Source organism: Clostridium sp. JN-1, from assembly GCF_003718715.1.
Taxonomy (GTDB): Bacteria; Bacillota; Clostridia; order Clostridiales; family Clostridiaceae; genus Clostridium_AV.
In genome coordinates, this window is record NZ_CP033465.1 from 1810181 (window position 1) to 1833204 (window position 23024).

At 31.5% G+C, this 23024-nt stretch carries 21 protein-coding genes and 2 pseudogenes; 3 read left to right on the plus strand and 20 right to left on the minus strand.

Annotation, left to right across the window (positions count from 1 at the left end; translation table 11 throughout):
- Nucleotides 1-62 precede the first annotated feature (62 nt).
- A complete protein-coding gene (pta, locus tag EBB51_RS08535; protein ID WP_123054086.1) occupies nt 63-1058 on the minus strand; it encodes a phosphate acetyltransferase in 996 nt (331 codons plus the stop codon).
- A 273-nt stretch (nt 1059-1331) separates the two neighbouring features.
- On the opposite strand from pta, the gene EBB51_RS08540 reads away from it, so the two are divergent.
- Together EBB51_RS08540 and ylbJ are read left to right on the plus strand one after the other, a co-directional pair.
- On the plus strand, nt 1332-2567 hold the full coding sequence (locus tag EBB51_RS08540) for a nucleotidyltransferase (RefSeq protein ID WP_123054087.1): 1236 nt from the start codon (nt 1332-1334) through the stop codon (nt 2565-2567).
- Between the two features lie 132 nt (nt 2568-2699).
- Entirely contained in the window at nt 2700-3878 is a 1179-nt protein-coding gene (gene ylbJ, locus EBB51_RS08545) for a sporulation integral membrane protein YlbJ (RefSeq protein WP_123054088.1), read from the plus strand.
- Here the strand turns inward: ylbJ and EBB51_RS08550 are convergent.
- The 3 genes from EBB51_RS08550 to rsmD are packed head-to-tail and all read right to left on the minus strand — an operon-like array spanning nt 3861 to nt 5445.
- Nucleotides 3861-4385 (minus strand): ATPase, encoded by a 525-nt coding sequence (locus EBB51_RS08550; RefSeq protein ID WP_123054089.1) that lies wholly within the window; start codon nt 4383-4385, stop codon nt 3861-3863. The two genes, ylbJ and EBB51_RS08550, sit on opposite strands and share 18 nt — an antisense overlap.
- Before the next feature lie 11 nt (nt 4386-4396).
- Entirely contained in the window at nt 4397-4879 is a 483-nt protein-coding gene (coaD, locus tag EBB51_RS08555; RefSeq protein ID WP_123054090.1) for a pantetheine-phosphate adenylyltransferase, read from the minus strand.
- Nucleotides 4880-4881: 2 nt separating this feature from the next.
- The gene (gene rsmD, locus EBB51_RS08560) at nt 4882-5445 is read right to left on the minus strand and encodes a 16S rRNA (guanine(966)-N(2))-methyltransferase RsmD (protein ID WP_123054091.1); all 564 of its coding nucleotides are present in this window, start codon (nt 5443-5445) and stop codon (nt 4882-4884) included.
- Between the two features lie 399 nt (nt 5446-5844).
- Between rsmD and EBB51_RS08570 the strand changes: the two are divergent.
- Nucleotides 5845-6198: pseudogene (locus tag EBB51_RS08570) on the plus strand (transposase); the annotation flags it as partial.
- Between the two features lie 125 nt (nt 6199-6323).
- Here EBB51_RS08570 and EBB51_RS08575 read toward each other — a convergent pair.
- From EBB51_RS08575 to EBB51_RS08650, 16 genes and pseudogenes are all read right to left on the minus strand, one after another.
- Complete coding sequence (locus EBB51_RS08575) at nt 6324-7268, minus strand: 3-hydroxyacyl-CoA dehydrogenase family protein (RefSeq protein WP_123054092.1); 945 nt, start codon at nt 7266-7268, stop codon at nt 6324-6326.
- A gap of 262 nt (nt 7269-7530) precedes the next feature.
- Nucleotides 7531-7980 carry a hypothetical protein gene (locus tag EBB51_RS08580; protein WP_123054093.1) on the minus strand — a complete coding sequence of 150 codons (450 nt, stop codon included), beginning with the start codon at nt 7978-7980 and terminating at the stop codon, nt 7531-7533.
- Between the two features lie 479 nt (nt 7981-8459).
- Nucleotides 8460-8870 (minus strand): UPF0236 family protein, encoded by a 411-nt coding sequence (locus tag EBB51_RS08585; RefSeq protein ID WP_123055021.1) that lies wholly within the window; start codon nt 8868-8870, stop codon nt 8460-8462.
- 429 nt (nt 8871-9299) lie between these two features.
- Complete coding sequence (locus tag EBB51_RS08590; RefSeq protein WP_123054094.1) at nt 9300-9644, minus strand: hypothetical protein; 345 nt, start codon at nt 9642-9644, stop codon at nt 9300-9302.
- A gap of 82 nt (nt 9645-9726) precedes the next feature.
- Nucleotides 9727-10050, minus strand: a complete 324-nt coding sequence (locus tag EBB51_RS08595; RefSeq protein ID WP_123054095.1) for a hypothetical protein — start codon at nt 10048-10050, stop codon at nt 9727-9729.
- A gap of 709 nt (nt 10051-10759) precedes the next feature.
- A complete protein-coding gene (locus tag EBB51_RS08600; protein WP_123054096.1) occupies nt 10760-12517 on the minus strand; it encodes a sigma 54-interacting transcriptional regulator in 1758 nt (585 codons plus the stop codon).
- 74 nt (nt 12518-12591) lie between these two features.
- Entirely contained in the window at nt 12592-13536 is a 945-nt protein-coding gene (locus EBB51_RS08605; protein WP_123055022.1) for a 3-hydroxyacyl-CoA dehydrogenase family protein, read from the minus strand.
- Nucleotides 13537-14124: 588 nt separating this feature from the next.
- The gene (locus tag EBB51_RS08610; protein ID WP_123054097.1) at nt 14125-15519 is read right to left on the minus strand and encodes a GntP family permease; all 1395 of its coding nucleotides are present in this window, start codon (nt 15517-15519) and stop codon (nt 14125-14127) included.
- A gap of 57 nt (nt 15520-15576) precedes the next feature.
- Complete coding sequence (locus EBB51_RS08615) at nt 15577-17130, minus strand: acyl CoA:acetate/3-ketoacid CoA transferase (protein WP_123054098.1); 1554 nt, start codon at nt 17128-17130, stop codon at nt 15577-15579.
- A 586-nt stretch (nt 17131-17716) separates the two neighbouring features.
- Nucleotides 17717-18721, minus strand: coding sequence for an electron transfer flavoprotein subunit alpha/FixB family protein (locus tag EBB51_RS08620; protein WP_123054099.1), 1005 nt, complete (start codon nt 18719-18721; stop codon nt 17717-17719).
- A gap of 21 nt (nt 18722-18742) precedes the next feature.
- On the minus strand, nt 18743-19522 hold the full coding sequence (locus tag EBB51_RS08625) for an electron transfer flavoprotein subunit beta/FixA family protein (protein ID WP_123054100.1): 780 nt from the start codon (nt 19520-19522) through the stop codon (nt 18743-18745).
- A gap of 13 nt (nt 19523-19535) precedes the next feature.
- Nucleotides 19536-20678 carry an acyl-CoA dehydrogenase gene (locus tag EBB51_RS08630; RefSeq protein WP_123054101.1) on the minus strand — a complete coding sequence of 381 codons (1143 nt, stop codon included), beginning with the start codon at nt 20676-20678 and terminating at the stop codon, nt 19536-19538.
- A gap of 12 nt (nt 20679-20690) precedes the next feature.
- Nucleotides 20691-21470 carry a short-chain-enoyl-CoA hydratase gene (locus tag EBB51_RS08635; protein ID WP_123054102.1) on the minus strand — a complete coding sequence of 260 codons (780 nt, stop codon included), beginning with the start codon at nt 21468-21470 and terminating at the stop codon, nt 20691-20693.
- A gap of 101 nt (nt 21471-21571) precedes the next feature.
- On the minus strand, nt 21572-21994 hold the full coding sequence (locus EBB51_RS08640; RefSeq protein ID WP_123054103.1) for a MaoC family dehydratase: 423 nt from the start codon (nt 21992-21994) through the stop codon (nt 21572-21574).
- A 186-nt stretch (nt 21995-22180) separates the two neighbouring features.
- Nucleotides 22181-22320 (minus strand): annotated as a pseudogene (locus EBB51_RS08645) (acetyl-CoA C-acyltransferase); the annotation flags it as partial.
- 70 nt (nt 22321-22390) lie between these two features.
- A complete protein-coding gene (locus tag EBB51_RS08650; RefSeq protein ID WP_123054104.1) occupies nt 22391-23023 on the minus strand; it encodes a redox-sensing transcriptional repressor Rex in 633 nt (210 codons plus the stop codon).
- Between the last annotated feature and the right edge of the window lies 1 nt (nt 23024).

The window sequence follows — 23024 nt, forward strand, 5'->3', positions numbered from 1 at the left end:
TTCTACCTTCCTTTCAAATGAGATTTATAATTTTAATCAAAGTTATTAAAATACTAGTTTAATTAGTTTTGTGCTTGAACTGCAGTAATAGCAACTACATTTACTATATCATCTGCACTGCATCCTCTTGACAAGTCATTTATTGGTTTAGCAAATCCTTGACATATAGGTCCTATAGCTTCAGCTTTAGCAAATCTTTGAACTAATTTATATCCAATATTTCCAGCTTGAAGATCTGGGAATACTAATACATTTGCTTTTCCAGCTACACTGCTGTCAGGAGCTTTTAACTCTGCAACTTCTTTAACTATAGCAGCATCAAGTTGTAATTCTCCATCTACTGGTAAATCCGGATTCATCTCTTTAGCAAGTTCAGTTGCCTTAGTAACTTTATCAACTAAATCATGGCTGGCACTTCCCCTTGTTGAGAAAGATAACATAGCAACTTTAGGATCCATTCCACAAAGATTTTTTGCTGTTTCAGCAGTACTTATAGCTATTGCTGCTAATTCTTCAGAATTTGGCTGTGGATTTACAGCACAATCTGCAAATAATAACATGCCATCTTTTCCATAAGTGCAATTTGGAACTTCCATAATAAACATACTTGAAACTACTGACGTTCCAGGTGCAGTTTTTACTATTTGAAGTCCTGGTCTTAATAAATCACCTGTAGTATGTATAGCACCAGAAACCATTCCATCTACATATCCAAGCTTAACCATCATTGTTGCAAAATAAAGTGGATCTCTGACTATTTTATTAGCCTTTTCCAAAGTCATTCCCTTTTTCTTTCTAAGTTCATAAAATGCTTCTGCATATTCTGAAGTTTTTTCTGAAGTTTCAGGATTAGCTGTTTCTGCTCCATCGACTTTGACTCCAAGCTTCTTAGCTTTTTCTGCTATTACCTTTTCATCACCTACTAAGACTATATTAGCCAATCCATTTTCAATTATTTTAGCACAAGCTTTAATATTTCTCTCTTCTTCTCCCTCTGCTAAAACAATTTTCTTTTTGTTTGATTTTGCTTTTTTCCAGATTTCGTTCATTAATTTCATGTTCGTTTCCCCCTACTAATAAATTTACATACACTTATACTATAATCCTTTTACTGTACATTTTTCAATAAAAAAAATAAATTCTTATTAATTAAAGAATTGAGTTAATAAACTCAATATAGTGTACTTTGCGAATAACCTTATATCCAGTATTTATATTAGTATCCAAAACAAGTAATAATTAAACCTAGTCAAATAAAATTTGTATTTTAAAATACATTGACATTTAAAAATCATCAGATTAAAATTAATCAATATATGGGAGTGTTGTTTATGAATGTTACTGGAATTGTAGTAGAATACAATCCTTTTCACAAAGGTCATCTTTATCACATAAAAAAAGCACGGGAAGTAACCAAATCAGAAGGCATAATAGCTGTTATGAGCGGTAACTTTGTTCAAAGAGGTCAGCCTGCAATAATAGACAAATGGAATAGAACAAAAATGGCATTAGAAAATGGTGCAGACCTTGTACTTGAGCTTCCTGTTGTCTATAGTTTGTCTTCCGCTGAATTTTTTGCCCACGGCGCCATAAGTCTTTTTAATAACTTGGGTATAACAAATAATATATGTTTTGGAAGCGAACTTGGTCAAATTGAACCTTTACTCTTTATAGCTCAAATTTTAAATTCTGAACCAGATACCTTTAAAGCTTTATTAAAGGAGCAGCTATCAAAGGGAATTTCTTATCCAGCTGCAAGAAATAAAGCTCTTTTAGATTTTTTAACTCACTTGGATATTAAAGGCGTTAATCTTGACATCATAAACTTGGACAATATATTAAAATCACCTAATAATATACTTGGAATAGAATACTGCAAGAGTATACTGAACTTAAAGAGTAGTATTAAGCCATTTTCAATTGAAAGAATTGGTGAAAAATACAATGATACTTCATTAAATCATGATATTTCAAGTTCAACAGCTATAAGAAAATATATTGAAGGCAATTCTTCAATAACTGGTCTTAAAGAATTTTTGCCGGGCAGTGTGTACTGCTTATTAGAAAAACTTCAAAAAGGTCAATACGAGTTTGCATTTAATAATTCAATGCTAAAATATATAAAATACAAATACTTCTCAAATAAAACTAATTTAATAAAAAATATTCCTGATGTATCTGAAGGAATTGAAAACAGGATATTTAAATTTTTAAATGGTTCTAATAGTATGAAAGAGTTAATAGACAAGGCAAAAACAAAAAGATATACATATACTCGTATAAGCAGGATACTGTGTCAATTTTTCATTGGTTTTGAAAATTGGAATACAGGGGCAATGAGAAAAGCTGAATGTCCATATGCTAGAGTTTTAGGCTTTAATTCAGTTGGACTAAAGATACTCAAGGAAGCAAAATCAAAATGTTCTATACCCATATATACAAAATTACCTAGGAATATTAAGAATTCACTAGCTCTAGATGTACAAAGTACTAAAATGTACAGCTTATTAAATAAAAACATAAATCCCATGTCAGATTATCTTATAAGTCCAATAAAGTATATTTAACAACTTATAAGTACACATTTTTGATATTATTTATCATTTAAGATAAGAGGAATATATTCATAGATTTATCTATATATCTATACCAAATGGACTTGCGATAAGTTTTATCAATTTCAAAAATGGAGGTACTTAATGTTAAATACAATATTGTATTTATTGATACTCATAATAATTATACTTTTAGCTTTTTTGCTTAAAGATAAAAATACACTTATAACAATAATCTTCTCTTTACTTATAATTCAAATAATAATGGCTCCAAAAATATGCATAGAAGGCGTCATATCAGGAGCAACTTTATTTTTTTACAAGGTATTTCCATCATTATTTTCTTTTTTAATTGTATGCAATGTAATAATAGCATATGATGGAGTATACATATATTCTAAAGTTATAGGAAATATGATTTGCAAACCTTTAAGGCTTCCAGTAAGCTGTAGTTTTGTGGTTATAATAAGCGTATTATGTGGGTATCCCTTAGGGACAAAATATGCTTGTGATCTATATGAAAATAAAACAATAAACTTACAGACTTGTGAAAGACTTATCAATATAGCCTCTAATGGCAGTCCGCTATTTATACTGGGTTCCGTTGGAGTATCAATGCTAAAAGACGATTTTATAGGATACATATTACTTTTATCAAATATACTTTCATGCATAATTATGTCATTTTTAATTTTTCCAAAGCAAAAGCTTCCAAAAAATACTTACATTCAAAGCCGTCATACTATGTCACAAAATAATATTGGAGATGTGCTTAAATCAAGCATAGAAAATTCCATAAAAACTTGTTTATCGATAGGTGGATTTGTAACTCTTTTTTCTGTCATAAACAACATAATTAAAAACAACAGCTTATTTTCGATTATATTAAACAATATTTCATATATAACAAAAATTCCGCTGGATGTACTTCAAGGTTCTATACTTGGAATAATAGAAATGACTAATGGCTGTAATTTAATCTCGGGAACTAGTTTACCAATTTTACCTAAAATAGCAATTATAAGTTTTCTCTTTACTTTTAGTGGTTTATCAATAATTTCACAAGTATATTCTTTTACTTATAAATTTGATATATCAATGAAAACTTATACTTTAAGAAAGTTATTACAAGGACTTATATGTTCTATATTGAGCATATTTTTGTATAAAACATTTTACTGTAACTTATTTGTTATAAGTAGTTTTAACAGCTTACATAATTACAACCATTACAATACCCAAAATTTCATTTTTCTAGTATATATACTATTTTTAATTCCATGGATACTAACTAAACTAAAGTCCCTATTTCATATTCCTTAATTCTTTTACATTTTGTCTTATAACATCTGTCTTCAATTTTACACTTGAATCGAGTTCAACTAAAAAACTTTGCAGTTCACTTTTCAAGTTCAAAAGTAACTGCTTCTTTTTTTCATTTATTTCATTATCAAGTTCGTTTAATATTCCATCTGCATAGTCCCTTGCACCTAGTGTAATGGACTTTGCACTCTTTTGAGCAGATTTTATTATCTCTTCCGCCCTTGCATTTGCTTCCATCGTTATATCATGATTTTCAACTTGCTTTCTTAAAAATATCAAATTTTCCTTTTTCAAGTTTTCTGCTTCCTGAATGGAGTCACTTAATATTCTTTCCTTTTCCTCAACTATCCACTGTGCCTTTTTTAGTTCATCCGGAAGATAATTTATAATTTTTTCAACTATTTCTAAAGTTTCATTTTTATCTAATATCACTTTACCTGTCATAGGAACTTTAGAAGATGTTTCTAAAACTTCATGAAGATATTCTAACAATTTTATAACATCCATATTCTTTCCCCCTAAAGTTCTTTTACTCTTTTTAATACATAAGGTATAATTTCCTCTGGAACTAAATCTTTAATGCATCCTCCAAACATAGCAACTTGCTTTACAGAAGAAGAACTCAAAAAAGAATTTGCTGCACTTGTCATCATAAATACAGTTTCTATTTCAGGGTCTAATTTTTGATTCATAAGTGACATTTGAAATTCATATTCAAAATCCGAGACTGCTCTTAAACCCTTTATAATTATTTTCGAATTTTTTTCCTTCATAAAATTGATTAAAAGTCCATTAAAGCTTTCTACTTCAACGTTTGGTATATTTCTAACAACCTTTTTTATTAATTCAACCCTTCCCTCAATAGTAAAAAGTCCTTTTTTATCGGGATTTACAAGGACTGCTACAATAACCTTGTCAAAAACTTTACAGGATCTTTTTATTATATCTAAATGGCCATTAGTTATCGGGTCAAAACTTCCGGGATAGACAGCAACTCTCATAATTAATTATCCTCCTTATAATTATAAAAACATACTGTTGTATTTCCATATTTCCTATGATCGCTTAAAACTATGTTAGAATTTCCACCATATAGTTTTTCAGCAGTATCTATCTTTGTAACTATAATTCCAGTTTTACTTAACAATTTCTTCTCGTCAATTGACTCTATTGCTGGTGGTATCATATCTTTCATATAAGGCGGGTCTATAAAAATTAAATCAAATGTAATTTTTTTACTCTTAAATTCTTCAAGTGCTCTATATGAATTCATATTAATACATTTGCACCTATCTTCAAACTTTAGGTTTTTTACATTTTGAACAAGAAAAGAGTAAGTTTGAGGGTTTTGATCTACAAGGTAACATGACTTACAGCCTCTACTAGCAGCCTCAAGTCCCAAACTTCCTGTTCCAGAAAACATATCTAGAACTGTAGAACCATATACTTTCATTTGAATTATGTTAAATATGGCTTCCTTTATTCTATCTAAAGTAGGTCTCGTAACATTTGCTCCAATTGGTGACATGATTTTTCTACCTTTTGCAAGACCTGCAATAATTCTCATATTTTTCCCTCCCTGTTAAATAACAACTTATTAAAAATGAAAACACTTTTGATAATTTCTATAACATTTTAACATATATGCTTTCATTATACAAAATTATTTTATAATAAAGTTGATAGGGGCTGTCGCACTAAAAAATTAGTGCAACAGTTTTTTGCACACAAAAATAAATCCCCCACTCGAAAAAGTAGAAGATTTATAGTAAAATTAATATATGCCTAAATATATTAATTTACACAAAAATTATACTTCAAATCGTGGAAGTTATCAATTAAAACTTCCTCTAAATATTGAGTACATGATTCCAAATAATGATTCGGTGCGTTTGCTAAGTCAGTTTGTAGAGGAGATGGATTTAACTTCAAAACACCATTAGAAGAAAGAGTTAAAAATCTTGAGACTTCAAAGCTATTCAATATGCTTCGCAAAGAGAATCTTGAAAGAATTGTAAGCGAAGCAGGCTGCGAGTTGAAAATGAATCGAAGCATTCAAGCCGAAGGCTCTTTTGCAGAGATAAAACAGGATATGGGATTTCGTAGATATCTAAGTAAAGGTAAGAAGAATGTTTTGGCGGAAAGTGTTCTGTTAGCAATAGCACATAATATAAATAAGCTGCATAATAAAATTCAGTCAGATAGAACTAGAACACATCTTTTTCCACTTAAAAAAGTGCATAATTTTAAAATTTCAAAAACTCTACAAATCAAAAAAAGCCTTAATATCAAAGGTTTATTAAAGTGTGCAATTTTTTAATTATCGAGCTTATTTGGGGTTAAAATATCCTTAAATTTTCTATGAGACACACAAAAACGCTGCCGCGTTAGCATATTTTTTATGCTAATGCGACAGCCCCTATCAATTAATTATAAATGCATGTATTATTTATTTTTTTGTGCATCTTTTTTTAAAAAATATAGAAGTACTTCTGTACGTTCCCTTTGTTTCTCTTTTAGAGCCTCTGGTGACCAATTATAGAAGCCTTGTCCACTTTTGCTTCCTAAGTTTCCTGCTTCAACTTTGTCCTTCATTAACTTAGAAGGTTCTGTATAATTACATAAATCTTTAAATAAATACGTAGCTATATTATTGAATATATCCAGTCCTCCTAAATCTGCACTGCATAATGGTCCAGTAACAGGTAATCTTCTTCCATGTCCATACTCCATAGCTTTATCTACTTCCTCAGGTTTTGCCCAACCTTTTTCAACTATATATAAAGCTTCTCTAAGAAGTGCAAGTTGAAGACGGTTACCTATGAAACCCAAACATTCCTTTTCCATACGAACAGCTTTTTTACCTATAAATTCAGCCCAGTCCATGGTTATTTTCATCGTATCTTGTGATGTTTTTTCCCCAGGTACTACTTCTACTAAGGGAATTAACTGCGGTGGATTCCAAAAGTGAGCAATTACTGCTCTTTCAGGATGTTTTGTATTTTTAGCTATAGCTGTTGGACTAAGCCCTGAAGTATTACTAGCTAAAATTACTTCTGGTGGACAAAGTTCATCTAGCTGCTTAAAAATTCTTTGTTTAAGCTCTAGGTTTTCAGCTAAAGATTCTATTACAAAATCAGCATCTTTAACAGCATCCTCAATAGTTTCAGCTCCCTTTATTTTACTTAAGATTTCTTCGGATTCATTATCTGCTAACTCCCCTTCATCCTTTAAACGATTTAAATCAGCTTTTATACTGTTAAAGCCCCTATCTAAACTTGCATCAGATCTACCATACATAACTACATTTAATCCTGCCTTTGCAGAAAGTAATGCTATTCCATGTCCCATAGTTCCAGTACCTAATACTGTTATATTTTTAATATTCATACTTTATCTCCTCCCATCATATTAATTTAACATTTTCTTATTTAGATATTTATGATTTTTAATGATCTATATTTATATTCTACACGTCTGTAACTTTTTAGCAAATCGAGAGTTAGAAATGTTTGTGTCAAGTTCTAGTGGGCAATTTATTTTTTTGATTTTTCCATTACAACTTCAGTTAAAAATTTTATTCTTAAAAGGCTTCGCCCGCAGCCCGAAAGGGCGTACTTATCCCCTCAATTTTTTATCTGGAATTTTAAACTTATCTATAAATAAGTTCACTAAAATTTCTCTGTTTTAAAAAACTTTGTATTGATTTTCTCCCATTAGTCATGGCGCAGTCCGTAAATGGTATACTTGCCTGTTGTACAGGATAATATTTACCCATCTTTACTTTCTTATTTATATCAGCTGCTGTTATCGTAATCATTTCTGTTATTGTTTCTAACTTACTATCTGGAATAACTCCAGAGCATACTTCATTAATTACATTATATGTCCTCTTACTTGCTTTTTCTGCTAATATCTTAGCCAGATTATTTGCACCTTTAACTGATTTAGGTTTATAACTACTAAGTTTAAATTTAACATAATTTATTAGTTTTTCAGAGTTCATATCACATATATCAATTATATTTTTTCTGTCTGTTCCACTCGTTTTACTACCTTTATTTTTCTTAACCTTTTCTTGTTCCAAAATTGTATAGGTCAATTAATCACCTCTTGGAATTTCATTTCTTTTAGTCTTACAAGAACCCTATAACATCATATTATTCTATGTTTTGTATTATATTAACTTGTGGTTATTCCTCCATTTATTTTTATAAATTTCTACGGTACTGTGCCACTACTTTCACCTGTATTAAAATAAGTTATGATTGATTCCTTTCCTTATTACTATTTCATAGGTGCTAAGGCCTCCATATTACTGGCTTACGACGTTCCAATAATCCTATCAATACTATATCTTTAGGTAATTCCTTTGAGCCTACTTGCTTGATATTGCCTATAACAATATAGGGTTTTTCATAGAAACTATTTTTACTAGACCCCACAAGTCCCACATTTTTAGTGGTAAAGGCATTTCTACCTCCTATACATCTAGACCCTTACATTCAGAATTTCGTCAGTTCCTGCGGAACATTCTTACTATGAATATTTTACTGACTCCCAACCTATAGGTTACACCATTCACCTCTGAATAGCTTTCATGCGTTTATACTTACGGTAACTCTGAGTCGACTTCACCGAACTTTTTACATCTTGAAAATATACGCCTTCATCTTCTATACCTTGTTTTATCCATGATGCCCCATCTCCATTTAAAATTCTTGTTTCTATTTCATCTGTATTATATATCTCTGCAATGGCAGCATCACTAAGTTCTTTGAATTTTTTATAGGTACTAAAACTAACACATGCTATTTTATTCTCAACTACATAAGCATCTTTGCTGCCATTTCTCTTCTTCCATCCCTCATAAGTTATTCCAAGCTTAAGTTCTTTCTTTTTAGACTTACTTCTCTTAGGTCTGTCTTTTCCCTGTGTATTTAGCCATATTCCATCCTTCGGTCTAGGTGCGATAGCACCTTTTTTTAAAATCTACATGCCTCATCACATACATATTTATATATTTTTTTCTCCAAATCATTGAAAATTATACTTTTATCATTTAAACTTAAATCGTAAATAATCTCACCCATTTTCTTGTATAGTCTGCATAACTTACATTATAATGGATTTTTTATGTATGTGCGAGGTACTTTTTGTATCTCTCTTTAATTTTTGTATGCAGTAATAGTTACTACTTTTGCTTACTAAAATTATACTCTAAGTTATAATAATGATACAAAGTTTAAAATAAAAAAATGGGTAATATACATTTTTATTTCGTATACCCATCTTTTAATCAAAACTCAAATAAAAATAATTTTAATAAAGGTAAAAGTTTAATTATAACCATTTTAAAAATCATCATGTAAGTATATCATTCATGAATACCTTTGCTGATATTTTTAAATCATTCCACCTCTAATTATCATATACACTTAAAAATAAATTTTTTAATTCTTTAGCTAATATACTATCCTTATTTCCTGATAAAATATTTATCATAGGAAAAATATCCTCTTTCAGATTTTCCTTTTGCCCATTTCCATCTAAATAATAATTACAAACTGCAGAAATAAGTCTATCCTCGCAGCTAATCACTCCTAAATAAAAATTGTTATGATAAAATATAGGATCATTTTTTGAAATTCTTTGATAAGCTCTAACAGCAACATCAAAAGCTGCTGCGAATTCATTATAAGTACATTCGCCATATAATTTATCTAAAAGCTTTTCACATTTATCATGTACTCGTTTATTTAACATAAGATTTATCTAGTTACGAAAATAATAACAAAACGTAACCAGTTCCTCCTTTTAAAATTATTTTTTTCGCCTGTTATATTTTTTAATACCATGCTATCTTATTAAATCTCCATATTAATTGTAATGACTTAATTCCATAATGTTTTAATACTTTACCATCTAATGTCATCATATTGTACTGCCTTTTTTCAGGATACAATGCTATAATATAACCTAAATAGTTTATGCCGTCTTTCTTTGTGTATTTTACAAAGTTCCTATGCCTAAAACCTCTTAATTCGTTATGTTTATTGAATTTACTTAACTTCCTTCGCATATGTTTTATTGTCCAGTCTTTAATATTACATTGTCCTTGTGTCAGATGTTTGATATCTTGTCTTTGTTCAATAGTACCTTTAAATACCACTTTAGACCTTGTGTTACATTGTTGGACTAAGTGGATTATTGTTAATATCCACTACAGAGCAAAAGTTTTTTGATTTTGTAATCATTTCTGATTAACCTTCATTTCGGAGAAAATTTCTTCTTGTCTATACTTATAAGAGGACATATGTTTTTAGTGTTTAGCTTCCATGACATAGGTTAGGTACCGTCCTAAACATTCTCAGAGCAAGGGATTGAAGATTACGTCCTAGGGTGAGTATTTACCTTACTTATAAGTGTAGTTCAACGTGCTGCTCCTTTTTCAAGAAGCTGCACTCACTAAGACTTGAAAGCAATAAAAATGCACCACTAACTTACCTAAGTGTCATGATAAGTTACGATTTATTATTGTTTATAACAATAGTTTTATAGCTTTTAAAACTTACTGCTTATTTAAATTCAATTATAATGCCTTTTTTATAACAAGTCACTTAAATATACATTTTTTTAGTAGGATAAGCGCTAAATAATTATTCTATACACAGCTTTGACACTTAAAAAAGGTGCTTAATTTTAAAAATTTCAAAATTAAAAAAGCCTTAATAGTAAAGGCTTATTAAAGTATGCCATTTTTTAATTATTGAACTTATTTGGACTTAAAATATCATAAAATTTCCTATAAAGTACTAAAAAACACTGCCGCGTTAGCCTAGTTTTTTATGCTAATGCGACAGCCCCTTTATATAAATTATCTAACCTTCTAATTTATACAATTTAATTTTATTATATAAGCCAACCCTACTTATACCTAGTGTATGAGCTGTCTTATTTTTGTTCCAATTATTTTTTTTAAGACAATCTAGAATTACTTCTTTTTCAACTCTTTCAATTATATCTTTTAAATAACCATTATTATTATCAAATCTTTCAATTACATCTTTCAACCAGCTATTATTACTATCAAAATTTATTTGATTTTTAAATTTATCAGTTATCAATCTTGAAGGTAGATGTTCCAATTTTATGACTAAATCTGAATCCAATAAGTTTATCGCTCTCTCAATAACATTTTCAAGTTCTCTAACATTACCAGGCCATTTATACTTAATTAGGCAATCTAATGCTTCTTTTGATATTCCTTCTACATATATTCCAAGTCGATTTGCTATTTTTATCTTTAAACTATCAGCAAGAATAGGAATGTCCTCTTTTCTTTCTCTTAAAGGGGGAATTACTATCTTCATAACATTGAGTCTATAATACAAGTCTTCCCTAAACTCACCTTTTATAATACTATCTTCAAGGTTCTTATTCGTCGCAGCAATAATTCTAACATTAATTTTTTTTATTGTGTTTCCACCTATTCTTTCAATTTCTCTATCCTGAATTACTTTTAAAAGTTTGACTTGCATATACATAGGCATATCACCAATTTCATCTAGAAATATAGTTCCTCCATTTGCAAGCTCAAATTTTCCTTTTTTACCGCCCTTCTTTGCTCCAGTAAAAGCTCCTTCTTCATAGCCAAATAATTCTGATTCAAATAATTCTGAAGGAATTGAAGCACAGTTTATTTCTACAAATGGTCCTAAATATCTTTTACTAGCATTGTGAATACCATGGGCAAATAGTTCTTTACCTGTGCCGCTTTCACCCATTATAAGTACATTCGAATCAGTTTTAGCTACTTTCATAGCTATTGATTTTACCTCTTGTATTTTAGCAGAACTTCCTATAATATCCTCAATGGAATATCTTGCTTTTCTCTCTTTACTAAGTTCATTTTTGTAAAATTCAATCTGTCTTTGTAAATTGTTTAATTTTTTACTCAATGTATAAAAGTCACTTATATCCTTAAATATAACCTTACCAACAGCACCTATAATCTTGTTATCCTTTTTAATTGGAACACGCATAGCAATCATTTTATGATTATTTATTTTTTGAATGTCACCTACTTCTATATTACCGCTTTTAATAACTTCATGTAATCTCGTATTTTCTATTACATCTACAACTTTTTTTCCTTCAGGATTATCGCACCTTAGAAATTCCTTATAAGCCTTGCTCATCATAGTGATTATACCTTTTTCATCTACTAAAACAATACATTCATTTAAAGTATTCATTATAGTATCTAGTATATTTATATATGTTTCATTATCTATTAACTCTTGCTGCATTTTTTTATTATCTGTAATATCCCTAAAAATCGCTATTGCCCCATTAACCTTACCATCTATAATAATTGGTATTCTACTTATCACAAATTCCTTATCGTTAGCAAAAAATTTTTTATTTAATTCCTTTCTCCCACTTTTTATGGTTGTGGAAAGTTTTGTTTCAGGAATTACATCTTCTATATAGTCACCTATACATTTTGTTGAATTTATATATAAAAGTTCTTGAGCCTTATTATTTACAATTATCAAATATCCCTTTTCATCAACACCTATCAAAGCCTCGTTTATATTTTCAATTATTGCATCAAAACATTTTTGTAAAAACATAAAATCCCCCTCTGATTCTATATATTTTTAATTGCTTTAGATCCTATTTTCTCAATTAATTATAGATGCACGTATTATTTGTTTTTTTGTGCATCTTTTTTTAAAAAATATAGAAGTATTTCTGTACGTTCCATTTGTTTCTCTTTTAAATCCTCTGGTGACCAATTATAGAAGCCTTGTCCACTTTTGCTTCCTAAGTTTCCTGCTTCAACTTTGTCCTTCATTAACTTAGAAGGTTCTGTATAATTACATAAATCTTTAAATAAATACGTAGCTATATTATTGAATATATCCAGTCCTCCTAAATCTGCACTGCATAATGGTCCAGTAACAGGTAATCTTCTTCCATGTCCATACTCCATAGCTTTATCTACTTCCTCAGGTTTTGCCCAACCTTTTTCAACTATATATAAAGCTTCCCTAAGAAGTGCAAGTTGAAGACGGTTATCTATAAAACCCAAACATTCCTTCTCCATACGAACAGTTTTTTTACCTATAAATTCAGCCCAGTCCATGGTTATTTTCATCGTATCTTGTGATGTTTTTTCCCCAGGTACTACTTCTACTAAAGGAATTAACTGCGGTAGATTCCAGAAGTGAGCAATTACTGCTTTTTCAGCATGTTTTGTATTTTTAGCTATAGCTGTTAGACTAAGCCACGAAGTATTACTAGCTAAAATTACTTCTGGTGGACAAAGTTCATCTAGCTGCTCAAAAATTCTTTGTTTAAGCTCTAGATTTTGAGCTAAAGATTCTATTACAAAATCAGCATATTTAGCAGTATCCTCAATACTTTCAGCTCCCTTTATTTTAATTAAGATTTCTTCGGATTCATTATCTGCTAACTCCCCTTCATCCTTTAAACGACTTAAATCAGCTTTTATACTGTTAAATCCCCTATCTAAACTTGCATCAGATCTACCATACATAACTACATTTAATCCTGCTTTTGCAGAAAGTAATGCTATTCCATGTCCCATAGTTCCAGTACCTAATACTGTTAAATTTTTAATATTCATCATTTATCTCCTCCCATCATATTAATTCAACATTTTCTTATTTAAGTATTTATATTTTTTAATGATTTATATTTACATTTTACGCACTTGTAACTTTAGCAAGTCGAGTTAAAAATTTGTTTATGTCAGGTTATAGTGGGAATTTATTTTTTAGATTTTTTCCATTACAAATCCAGTTGAAAACTTTATCCACATAGGGCTTTGCTCACAGTCCGAAAGGGCGGAATCAATAGAAAGATTCTGGAAAGCCCTTAAAATGGAAATGTGTTATAGAAAAAGTTTACAAATAAGAATGATTTAGTGAATGCAATAAACGATTTTATGAATTACTACACAAATGGGTGTCAACAAAGATGCTATGAAATTCTAACACCAGAAGAATTTCATGAGAAACTGTTAAATGCTGCATAAAAGAAATACTGCTCAAACGAGCAGCATTCTGAAAACTTTTATTTTTTTCAATTGTCTACTTGACGGGATGCACACCATAATGCGGCAGTCCCTTTATTTAGTAAAGTTAAAATATTATCCACTTCAGAACCTATTTTGTAAGTTAATTTTATATAATTAAGAGAGGAATTTCTTGAATTATACAAAGTGGAAAATACTTTGTAAGAAGATTAAAAAGAAGCAAGTTCCAGACTTAAGTAAAGTAATAGCAAAGATATCTTTATAGGATTGTTTATGAGTTAAACCTGCAATTCCTAAAAGTGTAATAACTGCTCCATTATGAGGCAATGTATCCATACCTCCAGAAGCCATAGCGGCAACTCTGTGAAGTAATTGAGGATCTATACCAGAATTTTGAGCCCAAGTTAAATACTGTTTACCAAACATATCTAATACAATACTCATACCACCTGACGCTGAACCAGTTGTTCCCGCGAGAACATTTACGCTAACTGCTTCTGATAGAAGCGGACTGCCATTAGGATTAATATTAATTAAAGCATGAGCTATAGACTGAAATCCTGGAAGTGTTTTTATAACATTACCAAAGCCAACTTCTGAAGATGTATTCATAACAGCTAATAATGAACCTATAGCACCAGCATTAATAACTTTCGCTAAATTACCTTTTATACGTTTTGGATTAATTATAAATGCAATAATAATACCACAAAGGAGTGCAATAATAAGAGCCCAGTTATTCATTGTACCTACAACACCATCTTTTGAAATGCCATAAGGTTTTTGGGTTACCCAAGACATAATATTCCAATGTGGAAAAATAAACTTTTGTAAAATTAAAGTTATAACAAGTACTGAAACCAATGGCAGCGCTGATAAAAAAGGATTTGGCAAATCAGTTTCTTCAACAGGTACAGGTTCGTTAGTATGGCCTTCACCATATCCTTCTCCCGCTGCTTGAGCTTTACGTTTACGCCACTCTAAATAAGCCATGCCAGCAGCTAAAATAATAACAGTTCCTAATGTTCCAAAAACTGGAGCAGCATAAAGATCCGTGTTAAAGTATTTCATTGGTATTGAGTTCTGAATTTGCGGTGTTCCTGGAATAGCATCCATGGTGAATGAGAACGCTCCTAAAGCGATAGTGGCTGGGACAAGTCTTTTCGGTATATCTGCCTCCTTGAAAATAGAAGCTGCAAATGGATATACAGCAAAGGCCACAACAAAAAGGCTTACCCCACCATAAGTAAGGATTGCCGCTGATAGAACAACTGATAATATAGCATTTCTCTTTCCTAATTTATCTACAATTGCTTTAGCAATAGATTTTGCTTCACCAGATTCCTCCATAGCTTTACCGAATATGGCTCCTAACAAGAAGAATGGGAAATAAACCTTTGCGTAGTTGGCTAAATTCGGCAAAAATATTTCTGTATAGGTTGGTAAAAGTGCCATCCCAGAAAATAAAGCAGCTAATAGTGCGAAGATAGGAGCAAATGCTATAACTGAGAAGCCCCTATAGGCCATATACATTAATAGTCCTAAGCTTAAAAAAATTCCTAAAATCGCCATTTATAAGACCCCCTTTAATTTTTTCTTACTTTTTTCTACAGTAAAAAACATCTTAAATTAACCAACTTTTATTCCCATTAGTCCTTCTTTAAATATATTTTCATCCATAAGTTTCATATTTGGAGATACTATTGGTTTAAAATTCATATGGGCTAATACATCCTTTCCCAAATCTATTCCTGGAGCTATTTCTTCTAAGACCAAGCCTTCTTTAGTTAACCTAAACACTGCTCTTTCTGTAATATAGAGTACAGGCTGTTCAGCACTTACTGCATATTCACCACTAAAAGTAATTTGTTCAACGATATCTAAGAATTTATTGAACTTACCATCTTTTTCAATTATTAACTTTCCATCTCCTACTTTTACCTTTAAACCACCTGCTGTAAAAGTACCACAATAGACAACTTTTTTAGCATTTTGAGTTATATTAATAAGCCCTCCACATCCTGCAATCTTAGTTCCAAATTTACTAACGTTTACATTACCGAACTTATCACACTGCGCCAATCCTAAGAAAGCTGCATCAAGACCCCCACCATCATAAAAGTCGAATTGACTAGCTTGGTCTAGTATGCTTTCTGGATTAGTTAATGCTCCAAAGCTTAAACCTCCTGCAGTCACTCCTCCTATTTCACCTGACTCTACAGTTAGGGTCATTTCATGTGCAATACCTTCTTCATTAGCAACTATAGCTACTCCTTCTGGCACACCAATTCCTAGATTAATTACTGCATTAGGTATAAGCTCCATAGCCGCTCTTCTTGCTATTACCTTTCTTTCATCAAGTGGTAATAAATCTATTGAATCTACTAGGGATTTAACTTGCCCACAATATGATGGATTATAATCCTCAACAAAGGTCTGCATATGATTCTGAGGATTTGCAGCAACTATAGCATCAACATATATTCCTGGAATTTTAACTTTTCTTGGGTCTAGCGATCCTTTTACTACAATCTTTTCAGCTTGGACAATTACTATTCCACCTGAATTTTTAGCTGCTTGAGCCATTGCAGTTGCATCAAATGTTGCAGCTTCATTTTCTAAAGTTGCATTTCCCTTTTCGTCTGCATAAGTAGCTCTTAAAAGTACTACATTTATTGGAAAAGCTTTATATAATAAGTATTCCTTACCTTCAATGTTAACTACCTTTACTATATCCTCTATAGTAACTTCATTTAGCTTACCACCTTCAATTCTAGGGTCTATAAAGGTTTTTAATCCAACATGAGTAATTGTTCCAGGCTTTCCAGCAGCAATATCTCTATACAAATGTGATATAACTCCCTGCGGTAAGTTATATGCCTTTATTTTATTTTCTAGAGCCAATTTTTGAAGCTTTGGTGCTAATCCCCAATGACCTCCTATTACTTTATGAAGTAATCCCTCATGTCCAAGATGATTTAATCCCCTGTCTTTGCTATCACCTTGACCTGCTGCATAAACTAATGTTAGATTTTTAGGTTCCTGCTTCTCTAAATACTTTTTTTCAATTTCTAATGTAATTTCTTCCGGATGGCCACATCCAATGAAACCACCTACTGCAACAGTATCTCCATCTTTTATTAGATCAACTGCTTGTTGCTTCGAAATAACTTTAGATTTCATTTTTCAATCCCCTTCCATAATTATCTTCATCTTTTATTACTATACATAGCAGTTATAATGCCAAACATAAAAATTTATTAGTATAGTTCAAGACCATACTTGTATTAACAAATAAATATCTTAAGATAATTTATTATAAAAAAAATAAAGTGTACACATATTGTACACCTCATTTTTACAGAAACGGCTCAACTTGTTACCTAGACTCACATTATGTAAGAAAAATTTACATGTGTATTTTTTTTACACTAAGATAATAGATTAGGAGCTAAATAGTCTTTTATGTAAGTTACTTTAGTTATGCAAAATAGAAATCTAAATTGGTAATACTATCAAAAAATAAATATGGCGTACTTTCACTTATCGTGTTATATAAAAGTTACCACACAAATACACACACGGAAGGTAAGAAGTATACCAAGTACTAATATTGTATCCATTAATGATGAGCTTTACAACTACTAAAATTATACTCTAAGATTAGACTATATTTTCCTCTAACTTTAAAAAGTATGTTTATTAAAAGCAAAAATCTCTTCATATAATTTATAAAGAGATTTTTACCACTTTTATTCAATATTACATTTTACTTGTTAAATTCTTTTATCTGAGCTATCATTTCAGGTATTACTTTAGTGTAATCACCAACTATAGCAAGATCTGCTGCCTGCATTATTGCAGCTGAATCATCTTTGTTTATAGCAATTATGAAATCACTATCTTGCATTCCTGCTAAATGCTGTATTGCACCTGATATTCCACAAGCTATATATAAATTAGGTCTTACAGTTTTACCTGTTTGTCCTACTTGATATGCTTTATCTATCCAGCCGTTATCTACAGCTGCACGTGAAGCGGATATTGTTCCGCCTAATAAGTCTGCAAGTTCTTTTAGCATATTGAATCCTTCTGGACTGCCAAGTCCTCTTCCTCCTGATACAAGAACTTTAGCATCTCCTATATCTGCTATATTCTTAGCTGATTTTACTACTTCCTGTATCTTTGTTCTTATGTCATCTTCTTTTACATCGATATTTACTTTTTCTATATTTCCTCTTCTGCTGCTGTCTTTTTCTAATTTTTCAAATACTCCAGGTCTTACTGTTGACATCTGCGGTCTGTGATCAGTACATGCTATTGTAGCCATCAAGTTTCCACCGAATGCTGGTCTTGTCATAAGTAAGTTCCTGCCTTCTTCATCTATGTCAAGTCCTGTACAATCTGCTGTAAGTCCTGTTGAAAGTCTTGCAGATACTCTAGGTCCAAGATCTCTTCCTATAAATGTTGCACCAACTAAAAGTATTTCTGGTTTTCTAGTTGTAACAAGTTCATTTATTACATTTGCATATGCATCAGTTGTATAATTTTTTAAGTTTGGATTATCTACACATATAACTTTATCTGCTCCATAAGCTGCTAATTCTTTTGCAAGATTATCTACATTGCTTCCAAGAAGCAGAGCTGTTACTTCTTCGCCTAATTTATTTGCCAATTCTTTTCCTTTTCCGACTAACTCTAGGGCTACTTTCTGAAGTTTTCCGTCTCTTTGTTCAGCAAATACCCATACACCTTTATAATCTGCTATACTCATGTTTAAATCCCTCCTATAAATTTAGATGAAATGTTTCTCTTTTAGTTTTGCAACTCCGTATGCTGCTGCTTCTTTATATGGCTTATCTATAAGTTCGCCCTTTCCTTTTGCTGCTTTTGGCCATGATTTTTTAACTTTTGTTGGTGAACCTTTAAGTCCAAGAAGGGATTTATCTACATCTATGTCATCTGCTGTCCACAATTTTACTTCCTTCTTGTAAGCTTCAAATATTTTTGGCATGTACATATATCTTGGCTCATTCAATTCTTTTATTGCAGTTAAAAGAACTGGTGTCTTTACTTTTACTACTTCATATCCATCTTCAAGAGATTTCCTTACAGTAAGTTCATTTCCGCTTATCTTTACATCTTCTACATATGTTACCTGCGGTATTCCAAGGTGTTCTGCTATTTCTGGTCCTACTTGTGCAGTATCTCCATCTATAGCCTGTCTTCCGGCAAATATTATATCATAATCTAATTTTCTAAGTGCTCCTGCAAGTGCATTTGATGTAGCTAGTGTATCTGCTCCTGCAAATGCTCTATCAGAAATTAATATTGCTTCATCAGCACCCATTGCGAGAGCTTCCCTTAAAGCCTTATCGGCCTGTGGAGGTCCCATGCTGATTACTGTAACTTTTGCTCCTTCACTTTCCTTTAATTGAAGTGCTCCTTCAAGTGCATTTTTGTCATCTGGGTTTATTATTGATGGAACTCCCTCTCTTATAAGTGTTCCAGTCTTTGGATCTATTTTAACTTCGTTAGTATCAGGTACTTGTTTTAAGCAAACTACTATATTCATATGTTTAACCCTCCTATTTCCTTAACAAATTGCTTGCAATAACCATCTTTTGAACTTCTGATGTTCCTTCATATATTTCAGTTATCTTTGCATCTCTCATCATTCTCTCAAGTGGGTAATCCTTTGTATATCCATATCCGCCTAAGATCTGAACTGCTTTAGTTGTAACAAACATTGCAGTTTCTGCTGCAAACAATTTTGCTTCTGCTGCATCCATTGTGAACGGCATTCCTTCTTGTTTCTTCCAAGCTGCTTTGTATACAAGATATTTTGCTGCTTCTACTTTAGTTTTCATTTCAGCTACATACCATTGTAATCCCTGGAATGCTGAAAGTGGTTTTCCAAATTGTTTTCTTTCTTTCATGTAGTTTATAGCATACTCAAGTGCTCCTTCTGCTATTCCAAGAGCTTGTGCTCCTATTCCTATTCTGCCTCCGTCAAGTGTCATCATTGCAACTTTGAAACCTTTTCCTTCTTTTCCAAGAAGATTTGCTGCAGGTATTCTTAAATCTTCATATATAAGTTCTGTTGTTGAAGATCCTCTTATACCCATCTTATCTTCTACTTTTCCTATTGTAAATCCGGGCATTCCTCTCTCAATTATAAATGCTGATATACCTTTTGTTCCCCTGCTCTTATCTGTCATAGCAAAAGTTACAAAAGTATCTGCATATCCACCATTTGTAATGAATATCTTGGAACCATTTAATACATAATAATCTCCGTCTTTTTTTGCTGTAGTCTGCTGTGCTGCAGAATCTGTTCCTGCATTTGGTTCAGTTAGAGCAAATGCTCCTATCTTCTTTCCGCTGAATAAATCTGGAAGATATCTTTTCTTTTGATCTTCTGTACCAAAGTTGTATATTGGCCATGAGCACAGTGATGTATGTGCTGAAAAAGCAGTTGAAGTAGTTGTACAAGCTTTTGCAAGTTCTTCTACTACCATTATATAGCTTAAATAATCAGCACCAGCTCCGCCTAATTCCTTAGGATACGGCATACCCATCATGTTATACTTAGCCATTTTCTTCATTGTTTCTATTGGGTATCTTTCTGTTGCATCGACTTCTTTAGCTAAAGGCTCTACCTCATTTTTTACAAATTCAGCTGCCATTTGTTTTACTAATTCTTGTTCCTTTGTCAAACCAAAATTCATTACATTAACCTCCTATCTATTCTTAAAACATTTGTCTCTCTTCTCAACAAATGCAGTCATACCTTCTTTTTGATCTTCTGTTGCAAAACACAGTCCAAAAACTGCTGTTTCGTATGAAAGACCTGTATCTATATCGCATTGTATTCCTTTATTTATTGCAGCTTTACACATTTTAACTGCTATAGGTGCATTTGCTGCTATAGTATTTGCAAGATCCTTTGCTTCTTTCATCAAATTCTCTGGTTCTACTACTTTGTTTACAAGACCTACTCTATATGCTTCATTTGCATCAATGATTTTAGCAGTGTATATAAGTTCTTTTGCCATTCCTGGTCCAATTGTTCTTGCAAGTCTCTGTGTTCCGCCGCATCCTGGTGTGATTCCAAGACCTGCCTCTGGCTGTCCGAATTTAGCCTTAGTTGAAGCTATTCTTATATCACAAGCAAGTGATAGTTCACAGCCGCCTCCAAGTGCAAAACCGTTTACTGCAGCTATTACTGGTTTTTCAAGATTTTCTAATTTTCTGAAAGCTTCGTTTCCAGTCATTCCGAACTCTCTTCCGCCTTCAGTATTCATATCTTTCATTTGAGTTATGTCAGCGCCTGCAACAAAAGCTCTGCCTGCACCTGTAACTATTACAGCAAGTATTTCGCTGTCTTTAGCAATTTCATCAACAACAGCACTGATATCTACAAAAGTCTCCGTATTTAAAGCATTTAGTGCCTTAGGTCTGTTAATAGTAACTATAGCTATTTTTCCATCCTTTTCAAAGGTAAGATTTTTAAACTCCATTACTTGATCCTCCTTACAATTTACTTGTTTATCTTATATGTTTTGTACTTCTCCTGCATGAATGCAGGAAATACTAAAACTCTTCTATATAATTGGAATTCTTATTTCTTTTTAGGTGGCATAACTAATGCTTCCCCATCAATAACTACTTTTCCATGTTGGTTAGTACATACAGTCTTTAACTTAACTCTATTTTTTTCTACATTCATTTCTATAACTTCTACTTCTGCCTTTATTGTATCTCCAATATAGACTGGTGCTGTAAATTTAACCTGCTGTCCCATGTATATGGTTCCTGGTCCTGGAAGGTGCATTCCTAAGCAATTGGAAATAAGACCTGTTACTAATATTCCATGTGCTACTCTTCCTTTAAACATTGTTTGTTCTGAAGCAACCTGATTCACATGAGCTGGATTTAAATCTCCAGTAATTCCAGCAAAAAGATATACGTCTGTTTCAGATATAGTTTTTTCAACAGAAGCTTTATCTCCTAATTTTATTTCATTAATACTTAAACCTTGCATACTTCTTCCTCCTTAATACTATATTTTCTTGAATAAGATATGCACATTAAAAGTTTAATAATGTAATTGATTATTGACTAAATGGTTAAAGGTCCACAGCTTTTAAAAGTCTACAGCCTTTTAAAACCTTTAGCCCATAACTACACTATAATTTTTTAATAAGATCCTAAATTATCTTTGTTTTAATTATATTATCCTTTCAATAACAATTGCTGTCCCTTGTCCTTCACCTATACATAAGGTTGCAAAACCTTTTTTAGCAACCCTTTTATCATTTCATGTATAAATGTAACTAATATTCTATCCTATGACATTCTTATTGGATGGTTTGCATCCAATTTCATTTCGACTATCAACTATTTTTTGTCATTTAGTAAACAAATTAAATTAAGTTAACTATTCTTTGTCCTTTAATAAACAACTTAACGTAAGTAAACTATCACTTAAATGAACATTTCCGATTTTTACATCATCAGGAATAACTAAATCTACAGGAGCAAAGTTCCAAATCCCTTTAACGCCATTTTCAACTAAAATATCACATACTTTTTGTGCATTATTTCTAGGCACACATACTACACCAATATCTATATGGTTTTCTTGTAAGTATCCTGGTAAACAATCTATATCCCTTACACTTATATCTCTTATCTTTATTCCAACCAATTTAGGATTGATATCAAATAGTGATTCAAGAGTAAATCCAAGTTTTTCAAACCTCGTATAGTTTGCTATGGCCTGCCCTATGTTTCCTGCTCCTACTATTACTGTTTTGTAAGTTTTAGTAAGCCCCAAAATATTTCTTATTCCATTATACAGCTCACTTACATTATAACCATAACCCTGCTGGCCAAAATCTCCAAAACAATTCAAATCCTGTCTGATCTGGGACGCTGTAAAACCTATCTTTCCACTTAATTTTTTTGAAGAAATTCTATCGACATCATTTTTTAGTAATTCCCCAAGATACCTATGATACTTAGGCAATCTTTTTATAACAGCCATTGATATATTTTTTTTCTTCTCCATA

Bases quoted from the DNA above. Each gene is read 5' to 3' on its own strand.
- pta (WP_123054086.1), bottom strand. From the start codon at position 1,058: ATGAAATTAATGAACGAAATCTGGAAAAAAGCAAAATCAAACAAAAAG.
- EBB51_RS08540 (WP_123054087.1), top strand. From the start codon at position 1,332: ATGAATGTTACTGGAATTGTAGTAGAATACAATCCTTTTCACAAAGGT.
- ylbJ (WP_123054088.1), top strand. From the start codon at position 2,700: ATGTTAAATACAATATTGTATTTATTGATACTCATAATAATTATACTT.
- EBB51_RS08550 (WP_123054089.1), bottom strand. From the start codon at position 4,385: ATGGATGTTATAAAATTGTTAGAATATCTTCATGAAGTTTTAGAAACA.
- coaD (WP_123054090.1), bottom strand. From the start codon at position 4,879: ATGAGAGTTGCTGTCTATCCCGGAAGTTTTGACCCGATAACTAATGGC.
- rsmD (WP_123054091.1), bottom strand. From the start codon at position 5,445: ATGAGAATTATTGCAGGTCTTGCAAAAGGTAGAAAAATCATGTCACCA.
- EBB51_RS08575 (WP_123054092.1), bottom strand. From the start codon at position 7,268: ATGAATATTAAAAATATAACAGTATTAGGTACTGGAACTATGGGACAT.
- EBB51_RS08590 (WP_123054094.1), bottom strand. From the start codon at position 9,644: ATGTTAAATAAACGAGTACATGATAAATGTGAAAAGCTTTTAGATAAA.
- EBB51_RS08600 (WP_123054096.1), bottom strand. From the start codon at position 12,517: ATGTTTTTACAAAAATGTTTTGATGCAATAATTGAAAATATAAACGAG.
- EBB51_RS08605 (WP_123055022.1), bottom strand. From the start codon at position 13,536: ATGAATATTAAAAATTTAACAGTATTAGGTACTGGAACTATGGGACAT.
- EBB51_RS08610 (WP_123054097.1), bottom strand. From the start codon at position 15,519: ATGGCGATTTTAGGAATTTTTTTAAGCTTAGGACTATTAATGTATATG.
- EBB51_RS08615 (WP_123054098.1), bottom strand. From the start codon at position 17,130: ATGAAATCTAAAGTTATTTCGAAGCAACAAGCAGTTGATCTAATAAAA.
- EBB51_RS08620 (WP_123054099.1), bottom strand. From the start codon at position 18,721: ATGAGTATAGCAGATTATAAAGGTGTATGGGTATTTGCTGAACAAAGA.
- EBB51_RS08625 (WP_123054100.1), bottom strand. From the start codon at position 19,522: ATGAATATAGTAGTTTGCTTAAAACAAGTACCTGATACTAACGAAGTT.
- EBB51_RS08630 (WP_123054101.1), bottom strand. From the start codon at position 20,678: ATGAATTTTGGTTTGACAAAGGAACAAGAATTAGTAAAACAAATGGCA.
- EBB51_RS08635 (WP_123054102.1), bottom strand. From the start codon at position 21,470: ATGGAGTTTAAAAATCTTACCTTTGAAAAGGATGGAAAAATAGCTATA.
- EBB51_RS08640 (WP_123054103.1), bottom strand. From the start codon at position 21,994: ATGCAAGGTTTAAGTATTAATGAAATAAAATTAGGAGATAAAGCTTCT.
- EBB51_RS08650 (WP_123054104.1), bottom strand. From the start codon at position 23,023: ATGGAGAAGAAAAAAAATATATCAATGGCTGTTATAAAAAGATTGCCT.